The following is an 18919-nucleotide window of genomic DNA, read 5'->3' on the forward strand; positions in this document are numbered from 1 at the left end:
ATCTAGGACTTTTCTGCCGTTTCCACGAGCAGAAAAGTCCTTTTTTTGCTACTTTCCCTCTCTAGTTTAATTCATACCCTCTTAAATAAAATAAAAACAATAGATAATCATTTTAATGGTGAAACATTGTTTTCTCCATCTTTATTACCAAGAAATTTGATTCTTGAAACTTATTGATTCTTATAGATTTCTAAAACTAAAAAGGAAGACTGGCAATGCCAGCCTCCCTTTATGAGAATCCTTATTTCATCTAGTTATTGTTTGGATTGCTTGCGAATAAAAATACCTGCGGCAGCTAGTGCTGCAAGGATAGATGCATATAACCAAATGTCATGGTTTGAAGCTGTTCCACCCATACCCGTATCTGGCATCTCTTCAGGCATTTGTTCACTCATAAACATTTCCGGATTTTGAGCTACGATCCCAGTTGAAAGTGCTTTGGAAGCACCAAACATATGGGCATATGAATCTCTTAATGTTTGATACGTTTGTTCATAATCTCCTTCTGCATATTGATCAAAAGTATTAAACAAGAAATCAGCGTGCTGCTGGAGACTCGGAGCGAGCTTCTCAGCACTCAGTTCACCATTCGTTCCTTCCTCCAGGAAGTTGGCAAACGTTTCGCGGTAATCCTCTAATGCTTGCATCGCTTCTTTTTGTTTTTCTTCATCTTCATTGGCTGTAGCCTTTACGTATGCCACGAAATCATCAATATGCTGAGTCCAGATTTCATTAAATTGATCACCGGCTTCTTCACCGAATATTTTCGTCATCGCTTTTGTAAGATCCTCCGTGTTATTGGAAAGAGCTTGAGCTGACGCTTCAAAGTCCTCTGAACCATCAAGACCATTTTGCATCGCCATCGTGGCCAGGCCTACGTGTTCACTTAGTAAATGGTTCAAGTTGGAACGTAGATCGGCAGCTGGGGTTACAGCTTTAGTATGATTGAACTTATCCGGGAATTGATTAACGATAGCACTGGACATTCCTTTACTTACCCCGTACATATGCTCAATTGCTTTTCGTTCTTTCATATAAGCTTCTTCATAGTTTCCTTCTACATAAGCATCGAAAGCTCCAATTAATTGGTTCACATGCATTTGCAGCCCTTCAGATAAATCTTCAGCTTTCAGACGATTTCCAGTTGCTTCTGAAATAAATGTAGAGAAGTCATCACGGTATTGACTAAGTTCATCCAGCGCTTCTTGTTTAGCTTCTTCATCTTCACTGCCCGTAGCTTTTACATAATCGACAAAGTACCCAATATGAGAGGACCACATATCTTTAAATTTGGTTCCAGCTTCTTCCCCGTAAACGGAAGAAATAGCTTTCGATAAGTCTTCCGTATTAGAAGATAGAGCTGCTGCGGATGCTTCAAAGTCTTCCGCGCCTTCAGCCCCTTTTCTCATCGTTTCAACAGCAAGATAAGCGTGTTCACTAAATAAATTATCTAATTGAGCCCGGAGTTCCACTGCTTCTGTTGATACTTCCGGCATCTTATGATCTTCAGCATTTACAACATCCAATGACGTAGGGAGCAATAGCGTTGCACTCATCGGTACGACTAATAAAGCTTTTTTAAAATTCATAATGTTTTCCTCTCTCCTTTGTTTTTGTTTTTTCACTAAGCTATCGCAGCAAAGGTAAGATTGGATCACTTTTTTCCAAAAAAAATTAAAAAAATTGCAGACAGCTGTTAAAAGCTGTCTGCAATAGACTTGAGATTATCTACAATTCTGAACTTAAAATAACTTCTCCCTGAGGAGTCTGGCTCGTGGCATCAGGTTCTTTGGAAATAGCTACGGCATCCCAATTTGTACCTTCTGGTAAATCATTCAAAGAATAGGATACTGCACCTTCTCCATTTTGATTCGCTACAAAAGTTCCAGCCCGGTAAGGTTTTTCACCTTCTATAAGCCAAACCTGGTAAACTTCTTCCCCTTGAAGCTGAGCAAGCTGTTCTGCTTGCAAGGTAAGAATATCGCCTTTTTCCTGCTGGATCAAGGCTGCAGTAGCATTAGCTTCTGTTCCTTCGGATTGAAGCTGTACTCTCGATCTTACTTGGTCGGTCCCAGTCTCAACATCAGGCTGCTCCGGTTCCTCAGGCTCTGGAGCGGTTTGTTCCTGTTCATCGACAAGTGCGAAAATGTTTCCTGCAATTGAAAGTACTAGTGCTGCTGCGAGTCCCCGTAAGAGCCAGGGCCGTGTTTTTTCAACCTTGGCTTTCGTCTCGCTGGGAAATAACACTTTTCCTTTATCCAACTCATCATTATTTGAAAATTTCTGGTCTTCTTCGCTGGATGCGTCGTCATCACGAGTACTAGCTGCAGGGGATTGTTGTGAGAACACTTCCCCCAATACACGGTCTTTCATGTCCTCAGGAGGGGTTACAGGTTCAGAAGCAAACGGCAAATCATCAGTAAGCGTCTCTAACTCTTCCAGTTCTTCCTTACAATCTGCACATGTTTCTAAGTGATTCTCAAATTCAACCTTTTCTTCTTCACTTAACTGATCATTAAAGTAATCAATTAGTTTATCGCATTCTTTACGCATCATGTACCCCTCCTTTCTGAGTTGATAAATGTTTCTTTAAATGTTTTAGGGCAAGCCTTATGCGGCCTTTTATGGTTCCAAGCGGTAATTCGGTATGCGAGGCAATTTCACTTTGGCTTAATCCTTTGAAATAAAATAAATCCACCATTTGTTTTTGTTCCTCGGATAATTTTTTGACTGCCTGTCGAATCTCGCTTCCCCGCTCTTTCCATTCGACTAAATCTTCTGTAGATTCTGCTTCATCTTCAGGAAGATCTGTTTCATCTTCTAATGTAACTTCCTGTTTTTTATGCTTACGTATAAGGTCAATAGCTGTGTATCTTGTGATGGTTACGATCCACGATGAAAACTTCCCTTTACTTTCATCGAAGTGAGCTTTTTGCGTCCAAATCTTTATAAATACTTCTTGAAGGGCTTCTTCTGCTAAAGCTTGATCTCCGGATAGCTTAATGACAAAGGAATAAAGCAGCTTTTCATATTGATCATAGATCGATTCAAGCGCTTTTTTATCACCCTCGACAACCCGGCGATAGAGCTCAATATCACGATTGCTCATAGCACACTCCTTTAGTTGGTGGATATCATCATCATAGCATAGGGTATCTTTAATAAGGGAGCTAAGCTATATAGCTATCGGAACTCCCCTTCATTTGGATCACTTTTATTAGAAGCGGGCTGATTGAAACATGAGATTATTTTACTTGAGTCTGCCCACCTCTGCGAATTAAATACCTTTTGGAAAAGGCATAGTGACCAACTCTCTATGCCATAAAAAATACGCCCTTTCTTATAGAAAGGACGCATGATGGATTTAAGATCTAGGCTTGCATGGCTTCTCTTTCTTCACTTGCATCATCATACTTTTTCTCCGACTCTGCTACCACTACCGCACATGCTGCATCACCTGTGATGTTAAGAGCTGTACGAGTCATGTCCAGAAGACGGTCAATACCGATAATCAAGGCAATTCCTTCGACTGGAAGAGCAACTTGATTCAGTACCATTGCAAGCATAATCAATCCAACACCTGGAACACCAGCTGTACCTATACTGGCAAGCACCGCAGTTAGTACAACCATAATCAGCTGCCCAAATGATAGATCTGTATTATAAACTTGCGCAATAAAGACAGTGGCCACACCTTGCATGATAGCTGTACCGTCCATATTTATAGTGGCCCCGAGAGGCTGCACGAAACTACTTACAGGTTTAGGAACGTTCAAATTTTCCTGAGCCGTCTTCATAGATATAGGAAGAGTAGAACTACTGCTTGATGTACTGAAACCAACGGTCATGGCCGGGAAGAAACCTTTGAAGAACTTCAATGGATTCATTTTACCCAGGAAGGATACGGCAGATCCATAAGTAACAATTGCGTGGATAACTAATCCCAGTATAACGACAATCATATACATACCCATAGCTTTTGCACCTTCAAGTCCCATTGCTCCAATTGCGGATGCTAATAGACCAAAGGCACCATAAGGAGCGAACCTCATGATTAAGTTAACCAAGTACATCATAATATCGTTACCTTGCTCAATTAACTTCATAATCCCTTCCGTCTTCTTGCCTAGAATAGCCAGGGCTAGTCCAATAAAGATGGAAAAGGCTATGATTTGAAGCATGTTTCCTTCGGCCATGGCTTGAATAGGATTTGTAGGAATAATGCCTGTAAACGTCTCAACCACGGAAGGAGCTTTTTCACTCTCATAGCTGGCTCCGGCTGTGTCAATCTCAATATTTCCAGGCTCGAAAATATAAGCTAGTGAAAGGGCAATGCTGATAGCAATCGTAGTAGTAATTAGAAAGAATGCAACGGTTTTACCCCCGATACGGCCAAGCTTCTTAGGGTCACCCAGAGAAGCAGTTCCAAGCGTAATGGAAAAGAATACGATAGGAACAACTAACATTTTAATTAAATTCAAAAAAACGGTTCCTAACGGATTGAATATAAAATTATCTAACGTTCCAAAGAGATCCGGTGCGGCAAAGTGCAAAGTGAGTCCCGTAACAGCACCGAGAAATAAACCAATAAATATTTTGGTGGTTAGATTCATAACGAAACCTCCTATAATAATATGAAAGCGCTTTCTTGTGTTTTTGTTAAAAAAATCGGGTATAAAAATGATACAGGGTCCCCGAAACCCAAGTAGATTGCGCTATTTTTGAATTATAGCACAAATTGTATATTTATTGAATAAAATTTCTGAAACTATTCTAGCAAACTAATCATTCAGGTGTAAGGGCTGAGGACCTATGAATCAAACCTTCCTCGCTTTCTAACAGCTTAAGTGAAGTTTATGGGTGTTTTGACATTGGAAATAATCATCTAAAGTTCTTTGTTGCATGTTCCAAAAGATTCCCTGTATATAAATGAAGACCAGACAAACGAGGTTATTTGTCTGGTCTAAAGGAATAACATCACCATTGTTTATACACAGCCCCTCTTTATAAGAGAGGTTCGCTTTTCAATAGGTCTTATATAATTCTGCCTTCTCCGCTTACTTATTTTAATGATTCTTCAATGGACTGATTCAGTTGGTTAATAATGTCTTCCTCCTCTTCAATTCCAATGGATAGACGAATAATATAATCCGTGATGCCCACCTTTTCACGATCCTGTTCCGACAAAGCACGGTGAGAGGTGCGAACGGGATAGGACACTGTGGTTTCGAGTCCTGCAAGCGTCGGAGCAATCTTAATCCATCCTAGTGATTTAAAGAATTGATCCAGATCAATATTGGCATCAAGTTCAATGGTAACAATCGCCCCGTTTCCTCGATCCGAAACAAATTCGGGATAATACACATGCTTCACGGCATGATTTTTTCTAAGTGCCGTCGCTACAGAACCTGCGTTGTGGGACTGCTGCTTCATTCGAAGTCCTAAGGTCTTCGATCCGCGCTGGGTCAGCCAAGCTTCAAACGGACTTAAATTAGCGCCGAGCGTCACGACTTTCTGCGTTGCCTCATGGATCAAATCCTTATCGCCTGCAAGTACTCCGCAAGTTACATCGCTGTGACCGCCTATGTATTTGGTAGCACTATGGACCACAAGATTAACACCAAGCGGATAAGGTCGCAGTAAATAAGGAGTTGCAAACGTATTATCCACCATTGTTTTAATACCATGTTCCTTAGCCAGCTCGACTAGTCCTTTTAAATTCTCGACACGTAAAAATGGATTGGAGATGGATTCAGCGTATAGGAGCTTTGTACGATCATTAATAGCATCCCGAATTTGACGTTGATCCGAGAACGATACCATACTTACATCAATCCCAAAAGTCTGCAGTTCTTTTGTGAGAAGTTTGTGAGTGCCTCCATACAAATCTTCAGCGGCAACAATATGATCGCCGGGTTTAGCTACCGATAAAATACCAGCCAAAATGGCGGACATCCCTGAAGAAGTAGCGAGCCCTGCTTCAGCTTCTTCAAGATTAGCAATTGAATCTCCCAGTTCATCCGTATTAGGATTCCTTTCACGGCTGTATAGATAAGGAGAGTCTCCTTCATAGTAACTTTCCAGATGATCTAAATCCTTAAAAGTAAAAGCTGTCGTCTGGTAGATTGGTGTATTTTTACTATTTTGGACAAGCGTTTGATCGACTTTGTTGTGTACAACTTTCGTGTCAAAAGATGATTGTTTTTTCATAATGATGATCTCCTCCACTTTCACTGTTAATCAACGATTATATAGAGCAATTGTACTTTTTGTCAAAGTTTTTCGACTTCTTCAAGGATAGCCTGGATAACAAATTCGTAATAAGCCTGGTCATGGGGGACAAAATCCCGATAGCCAGCACGGAACTTGCGATTATCTATTACTGAACTTGCGTCTGTTGACTCTTTTGCTCCTTTAAGTACTTGATTAAATCCATTGATCTCTACCCTTATGACATCTTCTACTTCTTTTCCGAGTGAAAAAACATGCTCAGCCGGATAAGGAGTGAGATACACACGGCAAAACTCTCTGTCTTTTAATGTGTCAGAACTAAGCTCTTCTTTATAGGTACCTATACTTTTTAGAGCGTCTTTCCATACAGAAATACCTAGCTCCTCATAGATTTCCCTGCTCCCCGCCTGAATAATGTTTTCGCCTGCTTCTATGTGTCCTGCCGCAGAGATGTCATATAAACTTGGGAATTCTGCTTTATCCCGAGCCCTCTTCTGAAAGAACAAATAAAGATGTCCATCTGCGTTTATTTCATAAAACCAACAGTGGAAAGTTTCATGCCAGTCCCCGTCGCGATGTATCTCATTTCGTTTCTTCACATCTAATGGATTTCCTCTATGATCAAAAACTTGCAGCCACTCCGTCACTTTACGCCTCCTAACTCTTTCAATTCATGTTCGAAACGTTCTTTCTCTTCAAGAAAAGGATAGTGGTTACTTTCTTCAAAGATGGTTAGTCTGGAATCATTTAAATAATGATGCATTTCAATAGAAAATTCCACGGGACATTGAACATCATATTTTCCAGCAGCAATCCAAATGGGTACGTTTATTTTGTAAAGCTGCTGTGTAACATCAAAAATGTGTAGCTCCCTTGCGAAGAAGTCCATACGGGCACGCGACATTTCTTTATGTATATTTTTTGAGAAGTAATTCTCATATTTAAAAGCACGAACTAATGACAATTTTGTTCTTTCAGCCTGTAAGTGTCGCTTCTCCCCACTCGTTAACAGAGGAGATTTCAACTGTTCAATTAATTGCTGCATATATGAAAAATGTGGATGGTGATGATGATAAATACACTTAGGAGAATCCATATACATACGGGCAGCCGCATTAGTAATCACTAATTGATTCAACGAATGGGAAGCTGCCAAGCCATATACTAAACCGAGCATTCCACCCGTCGAATGGCCAGCGAATGACCAAGAAGGAAATCCCAACTCTTCCCTGATGGCTTCAAGGTCCAGGACCGATTCCATCATGCTTAATTGATAAGGTTCATGAGCTGCTTCAGAGCCCCCTGCCTCCCTTAAGTTCGCTAAAAATACTTGATACATACCCGTGAAACAATCAGCAAAATAATCTCCTGTAGAATTAAAAATTGAATATAGATGGCTGACACAAAGAGGCGACCCTTCTCCCTTACAAAATACCTCAAAAGTCCCTCTAGGTGTCTCCACCATAATCACGTTCCAAGATCCCATCTCCCTACCTCCTCTTTCTCTAAGTTTAGCAAAACCATTCTTAAGTTGGAATAATACACCACCTCAGGTCATCCATATATTGTAATTATGGTAACAAAATCCATGTTTATCTTTTTTTATACAAAGGAAACCTATTCTTGAAGGAGGAGATTCGTATGGCAAATAAAAAGCCACGACGAGGAAAAGTAGAGGATACGAACGAAGCAGCCGAAATATTCAGCAGCCGTCTAACGTACACAAAAGCTTTTGTTCCACAGCAGGAGACAGTAGCTGAAGAAAAACCTTCCGAAGGTGAAGCTATGTATCATCATTATACAGACGAAGATTAAAAGCCTGACTCCAATACATTGGAGCCAGGCTTTACTATTACCTTCTTAACAAGTGGAGGCCTATGTTAAATCTTCTTTCCGCATGTAGTTTCCTTTTTCCGTTGAAGCTGATATAAGCTATTTAAATTAGTGCCAAAACCGTTGTTGCGACAGATTCAATCATTATGACCCCGTTTAGCGCGTTCGACACTTTCTATTCCAAATTCAACCCCATCTATTTCCGAAAATTCTGTTATCATTAGTATAATAGATATAGGAGTAAACGAAAAGGAAATTACCATTCATTGACATGAAGCGGCTAAAAGGAACTAAATGAGAGAAAGGGTTATACATATGTGGAAAAACAAAAACAAATGGAAATGGCTGGGGATTATAGCCGTTCTGCTGATTTTTGCGATAGGAACATACGTGACGACATCAGATAGTAAGGATCGTATTACATATAGTCAGAAATCCAAACCACAACGAAAGGCAAAACCCGTAAATCAGGACGATCTGCCAACCAAATGGCAAGAAGTTGAAAGCTACGAGAAAATAAACGATTTTTATAAAGAAAGAGTGCCCGGTCTTGAGCTTGCACAGGAGAAGGGATTAACGACTTTCCCCCAAGAAACTGCCAAGCTGCCGCAACGGGATGGACGCATGCAAATTAATGAAGTATGGCATAGCGGCCGCTCCATTTATATCTTTTACAGTATTGATTTATCCGCGCTAATCACGGAAGAAACCAATAACTATGTGAATAATGTCCCTTCGGTAGAAGAAGTGAAATTAAAAAAGAACCAAGATGCTGATACACAAACACTTTCCACTCATGCACCGCCCATGCAGTATGGAGAGGGGGTTATTTTTGAAAATCGTCTTTATAGTATGGTCCAAACGTTACCGATCCCTAAAGATGGAGAACCGGACCGGATGGTTCCTAATCCTGAAGAGTTTAACCAACAGCTTTTAACCTCAATGACCTTCCGGATTGATGGAGATATGTATGAATCGAAGTCCATGCCCGTTCAATATGCATTCGACCCCGATAAGAACCGGTTAGGGCATTACACTTTTGATAGAATATATCAAAATGACGGACTAGCCGTCGAACCTTTAGAAATTAACCTGGGAATCACAGAAAGTTTTCTCAAGGTAAGGGTTGATCATCAACAAGCGAAATTTAATTCCTCCTTGAATGCTACTTTAATAACCAAAGACGGAAAACAGGTCCCTATCACTCCTTTCCTGCAAAAAGTAGAAGGTCAAGAGAACATTTATGAGGGATATTTCAGACCGGTTTATTCTGTACCTGAAGAGGTATCACTGGAAGTGAAAAACGTCCATTTAACTAGCGGTGATTCATTTTCTTTTAATGTAGATCTCTCTGAGATAAATCCAAAAGTCAGAGGAAATACAAGTGTTAATAAAAAGGCAGCAGAGATATATAACACGGATGTTTATATCGAGCAATTAAACACTCATGGTGAGCACGGAATGGATGTACGACTCGGGTTTAGACCTCAAGATTTTGAACAGCCCAAAAAATTAATCGGCATTTCTCCCAGACAAATGGGCGGACCTGCTTTTGAACGACCTAAAAATGTCCATATTGAAAGTGATAACGGAAAGGAGGCCAATGTTGAATATGGAGGTTCGGAAGACAGCGCCTATATTAACGTTAAGGATTCCCTTGTTCAAGATGCTTCTAACCTGGAAATAACTTTAAAAAATGCGGTCTTTACCAAGCAGGTCAACCAGAAGTTTGAGGCAGAGAAACAGTAAAAAAAGCAGAGATTAAATCTCTGCTTTTTTTGATGATACTTTTTTTTCAATAAATTCTTTAATATATTGGTTAAAGATTGGCCAATGTGTTGCTGGAATTTGGTGATAGGCCCTTTCAATGTAAACAAGGGTTGTATCAGGGCAGTTAAAATAATACTTCACGTGATGATTAATCCAGAATTCCTTCGTTCCATACATAAGTAGAAGAGGCACTTCTAATTTAGGAAGTCTGCGGCTGCAATCGAAACGAAAACCTCTGTTATAGAACTCATACCACGCATCCGGACTGGATTTAGCCATATGTTCACTTAACTCCTGCTTGATGTCCGGATCTCTGAAGTGAGAATTACTTAATAATTTAGCTAGCGTCTCTGGGCTTTTTCTTACCCACTCCATGCCCACTAAAAATTCAAACCGCAATCCGCCAGTATCAACCTTTGGAAATCCCCCAGCCAATATAAGCGCGTGGACTCGCTTCGGATAAGTTAGTGCAAATTCCTGAGCAACCATCCCACCGCATGAATAACCAACAAGAGATACTTTATCAATCCTCAAATGGTCAACTAATTGTTTAATTTCCCTTGCATAGAAGGTAATATCAGGAGCTTTAGTCACGAGCTCCGAATCTCCATTCCCGCTTAAATCAGGAAATATAATTCGGAAGTGTTCAGCTAAAGCATGCTGCTGTCTAAATACTTTCCTTCCCATCCCTGGTGGATGTATAAATATGATTGCTTCCCCATTTCCTTTATCCTCATAAAATAATTGTTTTCCATGTTTCTCAGTAAAATAAGGCATTGACCATCCCCCACTCATCCATCCTAGTACCTTAGCCTTTTCCGAATTTCATCTCTTTATACTATTAAGTAAATATTTTACATTTGATTTATAATTAAAAAACCAACTGTGTCTATTTTATTAACAGCTTGATATTCAATTGACACTTTGATTTATTCGAGCGTAAACTGAGAACGTACAACCTATTTTGGAAGGAGTAAAAGCTTTATGAAGCATTTCATCATACTTAGCATGACGCTTTTGTTCACAATATTGCTTGCAGGATGCGGCAGCGGTGAACTTGAAAATACACTGGACTGGGAAACACAGAACTTCAAAGCAACCACTCAGGAAGAGGCTGAGTTTGCTGTTGAGGACATGGAAGGAAAAGTTTGGCTGGCTGACTTCATCTTTACTTCTTGTAACACGGTCTGTCCGCCCATGACCCGCAATATGGCTCAGATCCAGGATCAACTTCAGGAAAAAGACATAGAAGCTGAAATCGTTTCGTTTAGCGTAGATCCCACTGTGGACTCTCCTGATGAATTAAAGGAATTCGGCAATAAATATGGAGTGGACTATAGCAATTGGACCTTTTTAACGGGTTATACGCAGGAGGAGATTCAAAATTTCGCTCAGGATAGTTTCAATGCTCCCGTTCAAAAAACAGAAGGCAATGATCAAGTCACTCACGGGACCTCCTTCTATCTTGTCGGAAAAGATGGCAACGTGTTAAAAAAATATAGAGGAGACACCGATGTCCCCTATGATCAAATCATTGAAGATGTTAAAACAGCAGCCAACTGACTAAAATAGCGTTCCTATCGGGACGCTTTTTTATATGGTTAATCATTCCACCTCAGGTCATCCAGATTATGGATGACCTGAGGTGGAATGATTTTACTTTTATGAAGTATTTAAGCTACTCTGAATAAAAGGATTTGCTGGGCCAAAAATGATGAAGCGAGGGGAACTATATGAAGGATTTTTATGCAGAAATAATAGGAACTGGGAAGGACGCTATTTTTTTACCTGCTGGAGGCATGCCTGGTGTAGAAGGTTTAAATATAGCGGAACATATCAAAGACCACTTCCGTGTGCATATGATCGATCTTCCTGGCATAGGCAGAAGCACAGGTATCTATCAAAGGTGTACTTCAAAAGTAATGGCTGATTGGCTGAAAGAATACTTAGACAAACAAGGTATTGAAAAAACACTTTTAATCGGTCATTCCCTTGGCGGAGGGTTTGCCATTTCATTTGCTTACTATTACCCCGAACGTGTTTCTCACTTATTTCTACTCGACCAAGGTCATAAAGAGTTCCCTAAAATTCCATTCAACGAATTCGGGATTCTTGCCCTGGCTTTCCCTATTTTAAATGGGATGGTGCGTCTATTTAGACATCCTGTTTTAAAAATACTTCACCCGTTATTTTCAAGTCCTCCCTCTGAAGATGTGGAAAAAGACATTGACCGTTTTTGTGAAGCTGTAAATCTGAAAAAAACAAATTATATTCAACAAACCTTTCACACCCCGTGCGAAGTAACCACCGAAGGACTGAATGTTATGTTTGGTTTCTACAATATACCTCTTGTATCAATGGTTGAGAAAATGCTCGTTCCTACTACTCTTTACTATGCCTCTTTTAATGGTGTAAATAAGTCAGAAGAAGCCCGTACAATTAAAGCCATTGACCGACTCCTTCAACGTAGAAATTCTAAACTGACCATTAAGCGTGTAGATGGCGGGCATTATGTCCATTGGAATAATGATTATGTTAAAAATCACATTGCCGCACAATCCATCTCACTCCATTAAAAACACCTCAGGTCCTCCTAATATATGGAGGACCTGAGGTGGAAATAAATGTAATTTTTAAGTGAGTCTAAAATAGGGAACTAATAAAGTTGCTCAAGGAGCGAAAGAAGTCTTTAACCGCTGTCCGAAGATTGTTCCAGAATCCATCATCATTGATTAAATCCTGAATATTTCCAGTTAGATCATCTAATTGGTTTTTTACCTGGTCGAAATCAATATTCAGATCTCTCATTTGTTCAAACAAATCCACCAGCCTTTGGCGGTCTTCAGCACTAAGTTCAATGTTTAATGCCTCAAGTTGTTCTTTAACAATTTGTTCGACTTCTTCACGGGTGGCAGGGTTCTGTTCAGCGATTGCTTTTTTTATTTCTGTGAGCAGTTCACTGATTTCCGCTTGGCTTACTCCTTCTTCCTTTGCAATAGATGTAGCAACGTCCAATTCTTCACTTGCTACCTGCATACGGCCTTCATCCAGTTTAACACCTTTAGCATCATACGCTTTATAAATTCCTGTCAGCGCTGAATGTCCACTAACCTTAACGGAGGAAGCAACCAGAACGTCGGCATCCTGGACTCCTGCCGTCAGGAGAGCGTTTGTGTACATCTCTTTGGTTACTTCTGTGATATTATCTTTAGTAACGATTTCTATATTCAATCCTTGTCCTGTATCCTGGTGAATAATCTTAACGGAAGAATACATGTTAGCATTTGGATTTCCACCAATGTAATTAGCTAAATCTTGACCATTAACTGTAAATTCATCCACTTGCTCATGCTCATTCACTTCCAGCAATTCAGCGACTTCTGATTTTTGGGTATCGGATAATGCTTCTCCATACACTACAATCGGCAAGCCAAGTTTTTCGTTAATTCCTTCATTCCCCGTAGAAGCCAGGCTGGTTCCTGGGACTGCCAGGCATGAAACTAACAATATAACCAACGCTATCAACAGAGTATTTTTCTTTTTCATAAACTTCGTCCCCTTATGCTTGTGGTAGATTCGCAGCTTGTTTAGCTTTATGCTGAACTTAGTAGTTATTATACATTACTTTGAATTTTTGACATGGATATATAGAATTATTTAATGAAGAAGCTGCATAGTTTCTTACGTATTTTTTAGTACATAGGTTTCAAATCTTTTTATAAAGTGAACGTTTATTTGTAATCAAAGGAAGTGAAAACATGACATTTATACGACAACTTGGCCTTTATATTTTTGCGGCTGCCTTCTTTTTTGCAGGAGTCACCCACTTCATCTATGATCATGGGTTTGCTCAGATGATTCCTCAGTGGGTGCCATACAAGCTTATTATTGTTTATGTAACGGGAATTACGGAGTGGCTGCTTGCTCTTCTCCTGCTTTTCCCCCAAACGAGAAGGGCTGCCGGATGGGCAACTGCTGCTTTTCTATTGCTTGTTCTGCCAGCCAACCTTTATGCTGCCATCTATGGCATACCTGCACCTTGGAGCGAGGAGACCAACCTGGTGGCTTTGTGGGTTCGTCCTCTATTCCAGCCCCTACTGATCTGGTGGGTTCTTGCTGTGTCTAAAGATTCGAATACCTGAGAAGGGTTTGATAGAATAAAAGAAGAGTAATGATGAAGGAGGGTATTTATGCGATTAGAAAATAAAAAAGTGATTGCGCTTGTAAGTAAAGATTTTGAGGATCTTGAATTATGGTACCCTTTACTCCGCCTCCAGGAAGAGGGAGCACTGGTTCACCTTGTAGGAGAAGAAGCTGGTAAAGAGTACCCGGGTAAATATGGTGTACCAGCAACTGCAGATTATGCTTTCGGTGATATTAATCCCGCCGATTATGATGGCATTCTTGTTCCGGGCGGCTGGTCACCGGATAAACTTCGCCGATATGATAAGGTCATCGAAATGGTACAGCATATGAACGAACAGCGAAAGCCTATCGGCCAAATATGCCACGCCGGCTGGGTGCTTATCTCAGCAGACATCCTGCAAGGTCGTAAAGTTACAAGTACTCCTGGTATTAAAGACGATATGATAAATGCTGGAGCTACCTGGTATGATGAGGCGGTCGTGAAAGACGAGCACATCGTTTCCGCTCGCCGTCCACCTGACCTGCCTCCTTACGCCAAAGCATTTGCTGACTTATTAGCAGAAAAATAAAGAAAAGAGGGCGCCCTGGAGCGCCCTCTTTTCTTTATGGTCTTCTAAATTTTGCTTTTATAGATAAGCTCCCGTTACTTGAAGACTTGATTTCGAGATATTTGTTGAGCATAAGGTCCTGCGGAGGACGATTTCGCTTTCCGCGGGCATGTGGTGAGCCTCCTCAAGCTAAAGCTTTCCGGGGTCTCACCGATCATGTTTATCCCGCAGAAGTCTACATCGTCCCCCTCCGTACCTTGCGATATATGGAGCTCGAAATCTTATTCGAAACGCACCGGTTTATGGTGGTGATTAACTATTAAAAATAAGCGTACATGGGTGGATCATTCCCGTTATCCAAGCATTTGCGGCAGATCCAAGCACCTCTCCACCGCCTATAGAAGGATCCGTTTACCAGATATTGCTGGGGTGGCGGAGGAAACGACGAGACTCCCACGGGAGAAGGAGCTAGGCGAGACCCCACAGGGAGTGAAGCGACCGAGGAGGCTTGCCAGTTCCCCCGTAGGAAAGCGAGTTGTTTCCGCAGCCGCCCTCATCGATTTTAGGCAACGGACCCAATTTATTTCGAAACTGAGCCTTACACAATCCGGCCCTATTCTTTAATAACAGCTTATAAATTTTACAAATCTAACACAAATATCACTCTGATAAAGCCCGTTTCGCGAGCATATTCACGACTGCGTCATCCATAGGTGGATTATGCAGACCCGCTCGCACATCGCGGTAATATTTTTCGAATGGGTACTGCTTGGACAAGCCTCTCCCTCCGGCGATCCTCATTGCTAGATCCACGACCTCTGCCGCAGTATTAGTTACGGCCAGTTTAACTGCAGCTAACTCCGCTCCCATATGTTTACGCTGATCGGGTTCTTCATCCCATTTTCTTGCGACCGTGTACATGAACGAGTGAGCTTGCAGCAGCTTCCATTCCATTTCACCAATTTTATCCTGGATATGGCCCACTTCTGCAATCGGCGTATCCAAACTGTTTGGCTGGAAGTTTTGAGCGAATTCAATCGCATCATTTCGTGCAGCTGTAGCAATTCCTAGATAACACGCCGGAATATGCAACAACCACCCTTTAGGTGCAGGCTTTTCTTTTGATTTTCTCTCTACTAAATCATTTAAATCAACTTCTACTCTATCCAATACTAAATCGTCACTTTCCGTGCCTCTCATACCAAGGGTGTCCCAAGTTTTATCGACCGTAAGTCCAGGGTGATGACGATCAATGAGAAACCATCCCACCTCATCTAAATCTTCAACATAAGCAGAAACTATATAATAATCTAAATGGTCTGCCATAGATGTAAAACTTTTACGTCCGGTGATGATGTAACAGTCTCCATTCCTGACTGCTTTAGTCTCCGGGATCCCTCCACGAGTCGGACTTCCAGTTGCAGGCTCCGTAGCTGCCCGATTAACCACCTTCTGTTCTTCGGCCACCTCTTTAGCAAGGCGATCAAAATCATTCTTACTCCATAGGTTGTCTTCCTTTAACTCTTTCATAATTCCTAGATGCCAACCGATAGATAATGCAACAGATCCATCACCTTCTGCAATCTTTTCTTGTAATAATAAAAACTCATACAGAGAGAGATCTTCTCCTCCGTAAGCAGCTGATAAGGTAAGTGAAGGGTACTTCTCCTGTTTTATTACTTTTAAAGTACGATGGGAAAAAACAGCTTCAGGGTCCGTTTTGCTTACCTGGGCTTTTGCTTCCTTAGCAATCCTTTCAGCTTTCTCAAACAAACGTTGATGACGGTCATTTTTTATCCAATTATCAAAAATATCAACCATATCCATCCACTCCCAATTTAATATATATTTAAATCTTACAAAATCAGTCGGAATTAAGCCAATACTAGGCTTATTCAAGGTTTTCACCCATTGCTTTGTTACTATATAAAGAGTAGAAAAGCACAATCTATGGCCTTCAGTTGAAAAAATGTCCGACACCTGTAAGATGTCGGACATTCCGTTATCTATCGTCCTCGAACCGCGTTCAGGGCCTGTTTAACTGAAGCATAAGACTGAAGTGATAGTTCACTGAAGTCTGCATATGGTGCACTTTGAATAGCAAAGCTGGGCTTAACACCTGTAATAATCAAAGTAGTGCCCATTAGATCCAACAGTTGATTCATCTGGTAAATACCCATATGTACCGCTTCGTTATAGGCATGCACAGCGGACATATCGATAATTAAAAAATCTTCCTTAGATTCCTTTACGTGGTGACTCACAGAATCGAGCATTTCGTTAAGACGCTCCTCATCCAAAGTTCCCACAAGTGGCAGTACAGATATCCCTTCTTCAAGTGGAACAATAGGTGTAGACAGCCTCTTCACTTCGGATAGATAATGACCGATCAACTCCTGCTGCTCTCGTCTTTGACTGACATCCCTCTGAACACCTACAAAAAAATTCTGATCCATTTGTTGTATGTAAACAGGAAAGATTTGCAGCTCATTCCAGAACATGGTCCCATCTTTTTTATAATTTTTCAGTTCTACCAGTACATTTTCGTAATTCGAGAGTCCCTTACGAATCTTATCTACAATTTGAGTGCTTGTATCTTCTCCTTGTAGAAAGCGGCAGTTTTTTCCGAGGATTTCTTCTGCCTTATAACCCGTCAAGTCCTCAAATCCCTTATTGCAATAAATCATGGGGTTATCTTCCTGCTCAGGGTCAGAGATAACCACACCTGCCCCCACTCGATCAATAGCTGCCTTAATGAATTCGTTTTGCTGAATTTCTTCTAATTTATCGAATGTCTCTTCGTTCATACTAAGCGATCCCCTTTGGTAGTGGAATGAATACTATTATCATAAATTGAATCATAGAAAATTTCCAATCATACCTTACTCAGACCATTCCATCACAGTTAGTCCAGGCCAGCGGGCTTTCCATTTAACCGCCTTTCTCTCGTAAACATGCTCTGGAACTAACACTTTATTGGGACGCACAATTCCATTAAACAGATCCTGCAGTCCAAATGGAGCATATATCTTGTATTCACCCTCCACTCGCTTCACACCGATCGCTGATGCAGTTGTCGGCCATGTTTCAATTGCTTCCTCAGCCGATTGATAAGGGACTATCTTTTTATTGAACTTCTGCTCATACCAGTGATGCACGAGAGCTTCATTGGTTAAATCAATTTCAAAAGGAAAATGAGGAAGCGCTTTTCGTATTTTTTCTTCCTTTAGTCTTTCCAGTTCCCTGGAAGGCAGCTCTAAGGTATTAAAATAAATAACATCTGCGTCATCTATTCCATAGGTAAACTCGTAATTATGGAGCTTGTTCCATACCGTCTGGGTTATAATGCCGGCCCCAATATAGTAATCTCTTATATAGTGATCAGTCACTTCAAACAGCTCTTGAATATAGGGGTGAGCCTCGATGATTCTTATTAACTCTTTTTCTAAATTAGCCAATTCCTTATCCTTCTTCCTCAAACCATCTAGTATTTTCAATTTCGTGAATAAACGCATCCACTTGTAGTAATTGACGAAGTCCTTCCTGGTAACAAACCCATGTGTTCCTGCTCAGGGGCTGATTGTCCACCTCCAAAGGTATGGAATAGATATCTTTAAGATCTCTGCCTACACTCTCAGGCAGTACAGCCATACCTAAACCACGCTTCATCAGCTGCTTGGCAGTTTTAAACTGATCGATTTTGATCGACCTATTAAAGGCCCGCTGAGGCTGAGTAGCCATCCACTCCTCCAGCACCTTTTGAAACCCGGGATCACTTTTAAACTCAATAAGAGGTCGAGCTATGTCTCCATTTAAAGGCATCGTATCCATTAAATACAGGGGATCTTCAAAAAGATGATGGCTAACCATGGTTCGAATCGGTTCACCGCGTACGATACATACGTGAAACTGACTGGACGACTCTCTTATTTCATCACTCACTCCCGTTACCAGATCAATCGTTACACTCGGATATTTTTTTGTAAAAGATTCTAAAACCGCAGGTAAGAATTGTTGACTGAACAAAGAAGATGCCCCTATGGAAAGGGTTCCAGCTATTCTATCTCCATCTTGCTGAAGAAGGAGGTCGCAAAAATCGGCCTCTCTTTTTACAACTTCCTCTGCGTGTTTCAGCACACTTTCACCTAGAGCTGTGGGAACGAGCTGTTTTGGGGTTCGTAAGAAAATGGCCCCTCCAAAATGGCTCTCTATGTATTTTAACCTTTGGGTAATGGCAGGCTGTGATATAAGGATTTTCTTAGCTGTGCCCCTTATCGTTTTAATTCGATGTAACTGAAGCAATAATTCATAATCATCTATTTTCAATTTCCATCACTCCATAAGTAGAAGTTATCGATTTTAATTATAAACCAGCATTATCCTTATCTCCA

General features: G+C 40.9%; 19 protein-coding genes. 6 read left to right on the forward strand and 13 right to left on the reverse strand.

All coding sequences use genetic code 11. The features are described from left to right. Positions 1 to 254: 254 nt before the first annotated feature. The 7 genes from LCM11_RS16965 to LCM11_RS16995 all read right to left on the reverse strand — a co-directional run bounded on the left by LCM11_RS16965 (position 255) and on the right by LCM11_RS16995 (position 7717). Positions 255 to 1589, reverse strand: coding sequence for a copper amine oxidase (locus tag LCM11_RS16965; RefSeq protein ID WP_224895480.1), 1335 nt, complete (start codon positions 1587 to 1589; stop codon positions 255 to 257). A gap of 139 nt (positions 1590 to 1728) precedes the next feature. Next, positions 1729 to 2553, reverse strand: a complete 825-nt coding sequence (locus tag LCM11_RS16970; RefSeq protein WP_224895481.1) for an anti-sigma factor — start codon at positions 2551 to 2553, stop codon at positions 1729 to 1731. Further along, positions 2546 to 3109: an RNA polymerase sigma factor gene (locus tag LCM11_RS16975; protein ID WP_224895482.1), complete on the reverse strand. Its 564-nt coding sequence runs from the start codon at positions 3107 to 3109 to the stop codon at positions 2546 to 2548. Before LCM11_RS16975 ends, LCM11_RS16970 begins: the two co-directional genes overlap by 8 nt. Positions 3110 to 3371: 262 nt before the next feature. After that, positions 3372 to 4613 (reverse strand): dicarboxylate/amino acid:cation symporter, encoded by a 1242-nt coding sequence (locus LCM11_RS16980; protein ID WP_224895483.1) that lies wholly within the window; start codon positions 4611 to 4613, stop codon positions 3372 to 3374. 448 nt (positions 4614 to 5061) lie between these two features. Then, on the reverse strand, positions 5062 to 6210 hold the full coding sequence (locus tag LCM11_RS16985) for a trans-sulfuration enzyme family protein (protein ID WP_224895484.1): 1149 nt from the start codon (positions 6208 to 6210) through the stop codon (positions 5062 to 5064). Between the two features lie 62 nt (positions 6211 to 6272). After that, complete coding sequence (locus tag LCM11_RS16990) at positions 6273 to 6878, reverse strand: NUDIX hydrolase (RefSeq protein WP_224895485.1); 606 nt, start codon at positions 6876 to 6878, stop codon at positions 6273 to 6275. Continuing rightward, positions 6875 to 7717, reverse strand: a complete 843-nt coding sequence (locus LCM11_RS16995) for an alpha/beta fold hydrolase (protein ID WP_224895486.1) — start codon at positions 7715 to 7717, stop codon at positions 6875 to 6877. Before LCM11_RS16995 ends, LCM11_RS16990 begins: the two co-directional genes overlap by 4 nt. A 155-nt stretch (positions 7718 to 7872) precedes the next feature. On the opposite strand from LCM11_RS16995, the gene LCM11_RS17000 reads away from it, so the two are divergent. Next, positions 7873 to 8046 carry a hypothetical protein gene (locus LCM11_RS17000; protein ID WP_224895487.1) on the forward strand — a complete coding sequence of 58 codons (174 nt, stop codon included), beginning with the start codon at positions 7873 to 7875 and terminating at the stop codon, positions 8044 to 8046. A gap of 333 nt (positions 8047 to 8379) precedes the next feature. Continuing rightward, entirely contained in the window at positions 8380 to 9813 is a 1434-nt protein-coding gene (locus tag LCM11_RS17005; RefSeq protein ID WP_224895488.1) for a hypothetical protein, read from the forward strand. A 12-nt stretch (positions 9814 to 9825) separates the two neighbouring features. On the opposite strand, the gene LCM11_RS17010 is transcribed toward LCM11_RS17005, so the two are convergent. Beyond that, a complete protein-coding gene (locus LCM11_RS17010; protein WP_224895489.1) occupies positions 9826 to 10611 on the reverse strand; it encodes an alpha/beta fold hydrolase in 786 nt (261 codons plus the stop codon). Positions 10612 to 10818: 207 nt separating this feature from the next. On the opposite strand from LCM11_RS17010, the gene LCM11_RS17015 reads away from it, so the two are divergent. Both LCM11_RS17015 and LCM11_RS17020 read left to right on the forward strand, forming a co-directional pair. After that, positions 10819 to 11397, forward strand: a complete 579-nt coding sequence (locus LCM11_RS17015; protein WP_224895490.1) for an SCO family protein — start codon at positions 10819 to 10821, stop codon at positions 11395 to 11397. 170 nt (positions 11398 to 11567) lie between these two features. Further along, the gene (locus tag LCM11_RS17020; RefSeq protein WP_224895491.1) at positions 11568 to 12410 is read left to right on the forward strand and encodes an alpha/beta hydrolase; all 843 of its coding nucleotides are present in this window, start codon (positions 11568 to 11570) and stop codon (positions 12408 to 12410) included. Positions 12411 to 12477: 67 nt separating this feature from the next. Here LCM11_RS17020 and LCM11_RS17025 read toward each other — a convergent pair whose 3' ends face one another. Continuing rightward, positions 12478 to 13380 (reverse strand): DUF1002 domain-containing protein, encoded by a 903-nt coding sequence (locus LCM11_RS17025; protein WP_224895492.1) that lies wholly within the window; start codon positions 13378 to 13380, stop codon positions 12478 to 12480. 212 nt (positions 13381 to 13592) lie between these two features. Between LCM11_RS17025 and LCM11_RS17030 the strand changes: the two genes are divergently transcribed. Continuing rightward, a complete protein-coding gene (locus LCM11_RS17030; protein WP_224895493.1) occupies positions 13593 to 13976 on the forward strand; it encodes a hypothetical protein in 384 nt (127 codons plus the stop codon). A gap of 48 nt (positions 13977 to 14024) precedes the next feature. Continuing rightward, on the forward strand, positions 14025 to 14549 hold the full coding sequence (locus LCM11_RS17035) for a type 1 glutamine amidotransferase domain-containing protein (RefSeq protein WP_224895494.1): 525 nt from the start codon (positions 14025 to 14027) through the stop codon (positions 14547 to 14549). 639 nt (positions 14550 to 15188) lie between these two features. On the opposite strand, the gene LCM11_RS17040 is transcribed toward LCM11_RS17035, so the two are convergent. The 4 genes from LCM11_RS17040 to LCM11_RS17055 all read right to left on the reverse strand — a co-directional run bounded on the left by LCM11_RS17040 (position 15189) and on the right by LCM11_RS17055 (position 18854). Next, positions 15189 to 16349: an acyl-CoA dehydrogenase family protein gene (locus LCM11_RS17040; RefSeq protein ID WP_224895495.1), complete on the reverse strand. Its 1161-nt coding sequence runs from the start codon at positions 16347 to 16349 to the stop codon at positions 15189 to 15191. Positions 16350 to 16534: 185 nt separating this feature from the next. Further along, a complete protein-coding gene (locus tag LCM11_RS17045) occupies positions 16535 to 17335 on the reverse strand; it encodes an STAS domain-containing protein (RefSeq protein WP_224895496.1) in 801 nt (266 codons plus the stop codon). Between the two features lie 75 nt (positions 17336 to 17410). Beyond that, positions 17411 to 17986: a nucleotidyltransferase family protein gene (locus tag LCM11_RS17050; RefSeq protein WP_224895497.1), complete on the reverse strand. Its 576-nt coding sequence runs from the start codon at positions 17984 to 17986 to the stop codon at positions 17411 to 17413. Between the two features lie 4 nt (positions 17987 to 17990). Then, complete coding sequence (locus tag LCM11_RS17055) at positions 17991 to 18854, reverse strand: LysR family transcriptional regulator (protein WP_224895498.1); 864 nt, start codon at positions 18852 to 18854, stop codon at positions 17991 to 17993. Between the last annotated feature and the right edge of the window lie 65 nt (positions 18855 to 18919).

Source organism: Halobacillus halophilus, assembly GCF_020171985.1.
Taxonomy (GTDB): Bacteria; Bacillota; Bacilli; order Bacillales; family Halobacillaceae; genus Halobacillus; species Halobacillus halophilus_A.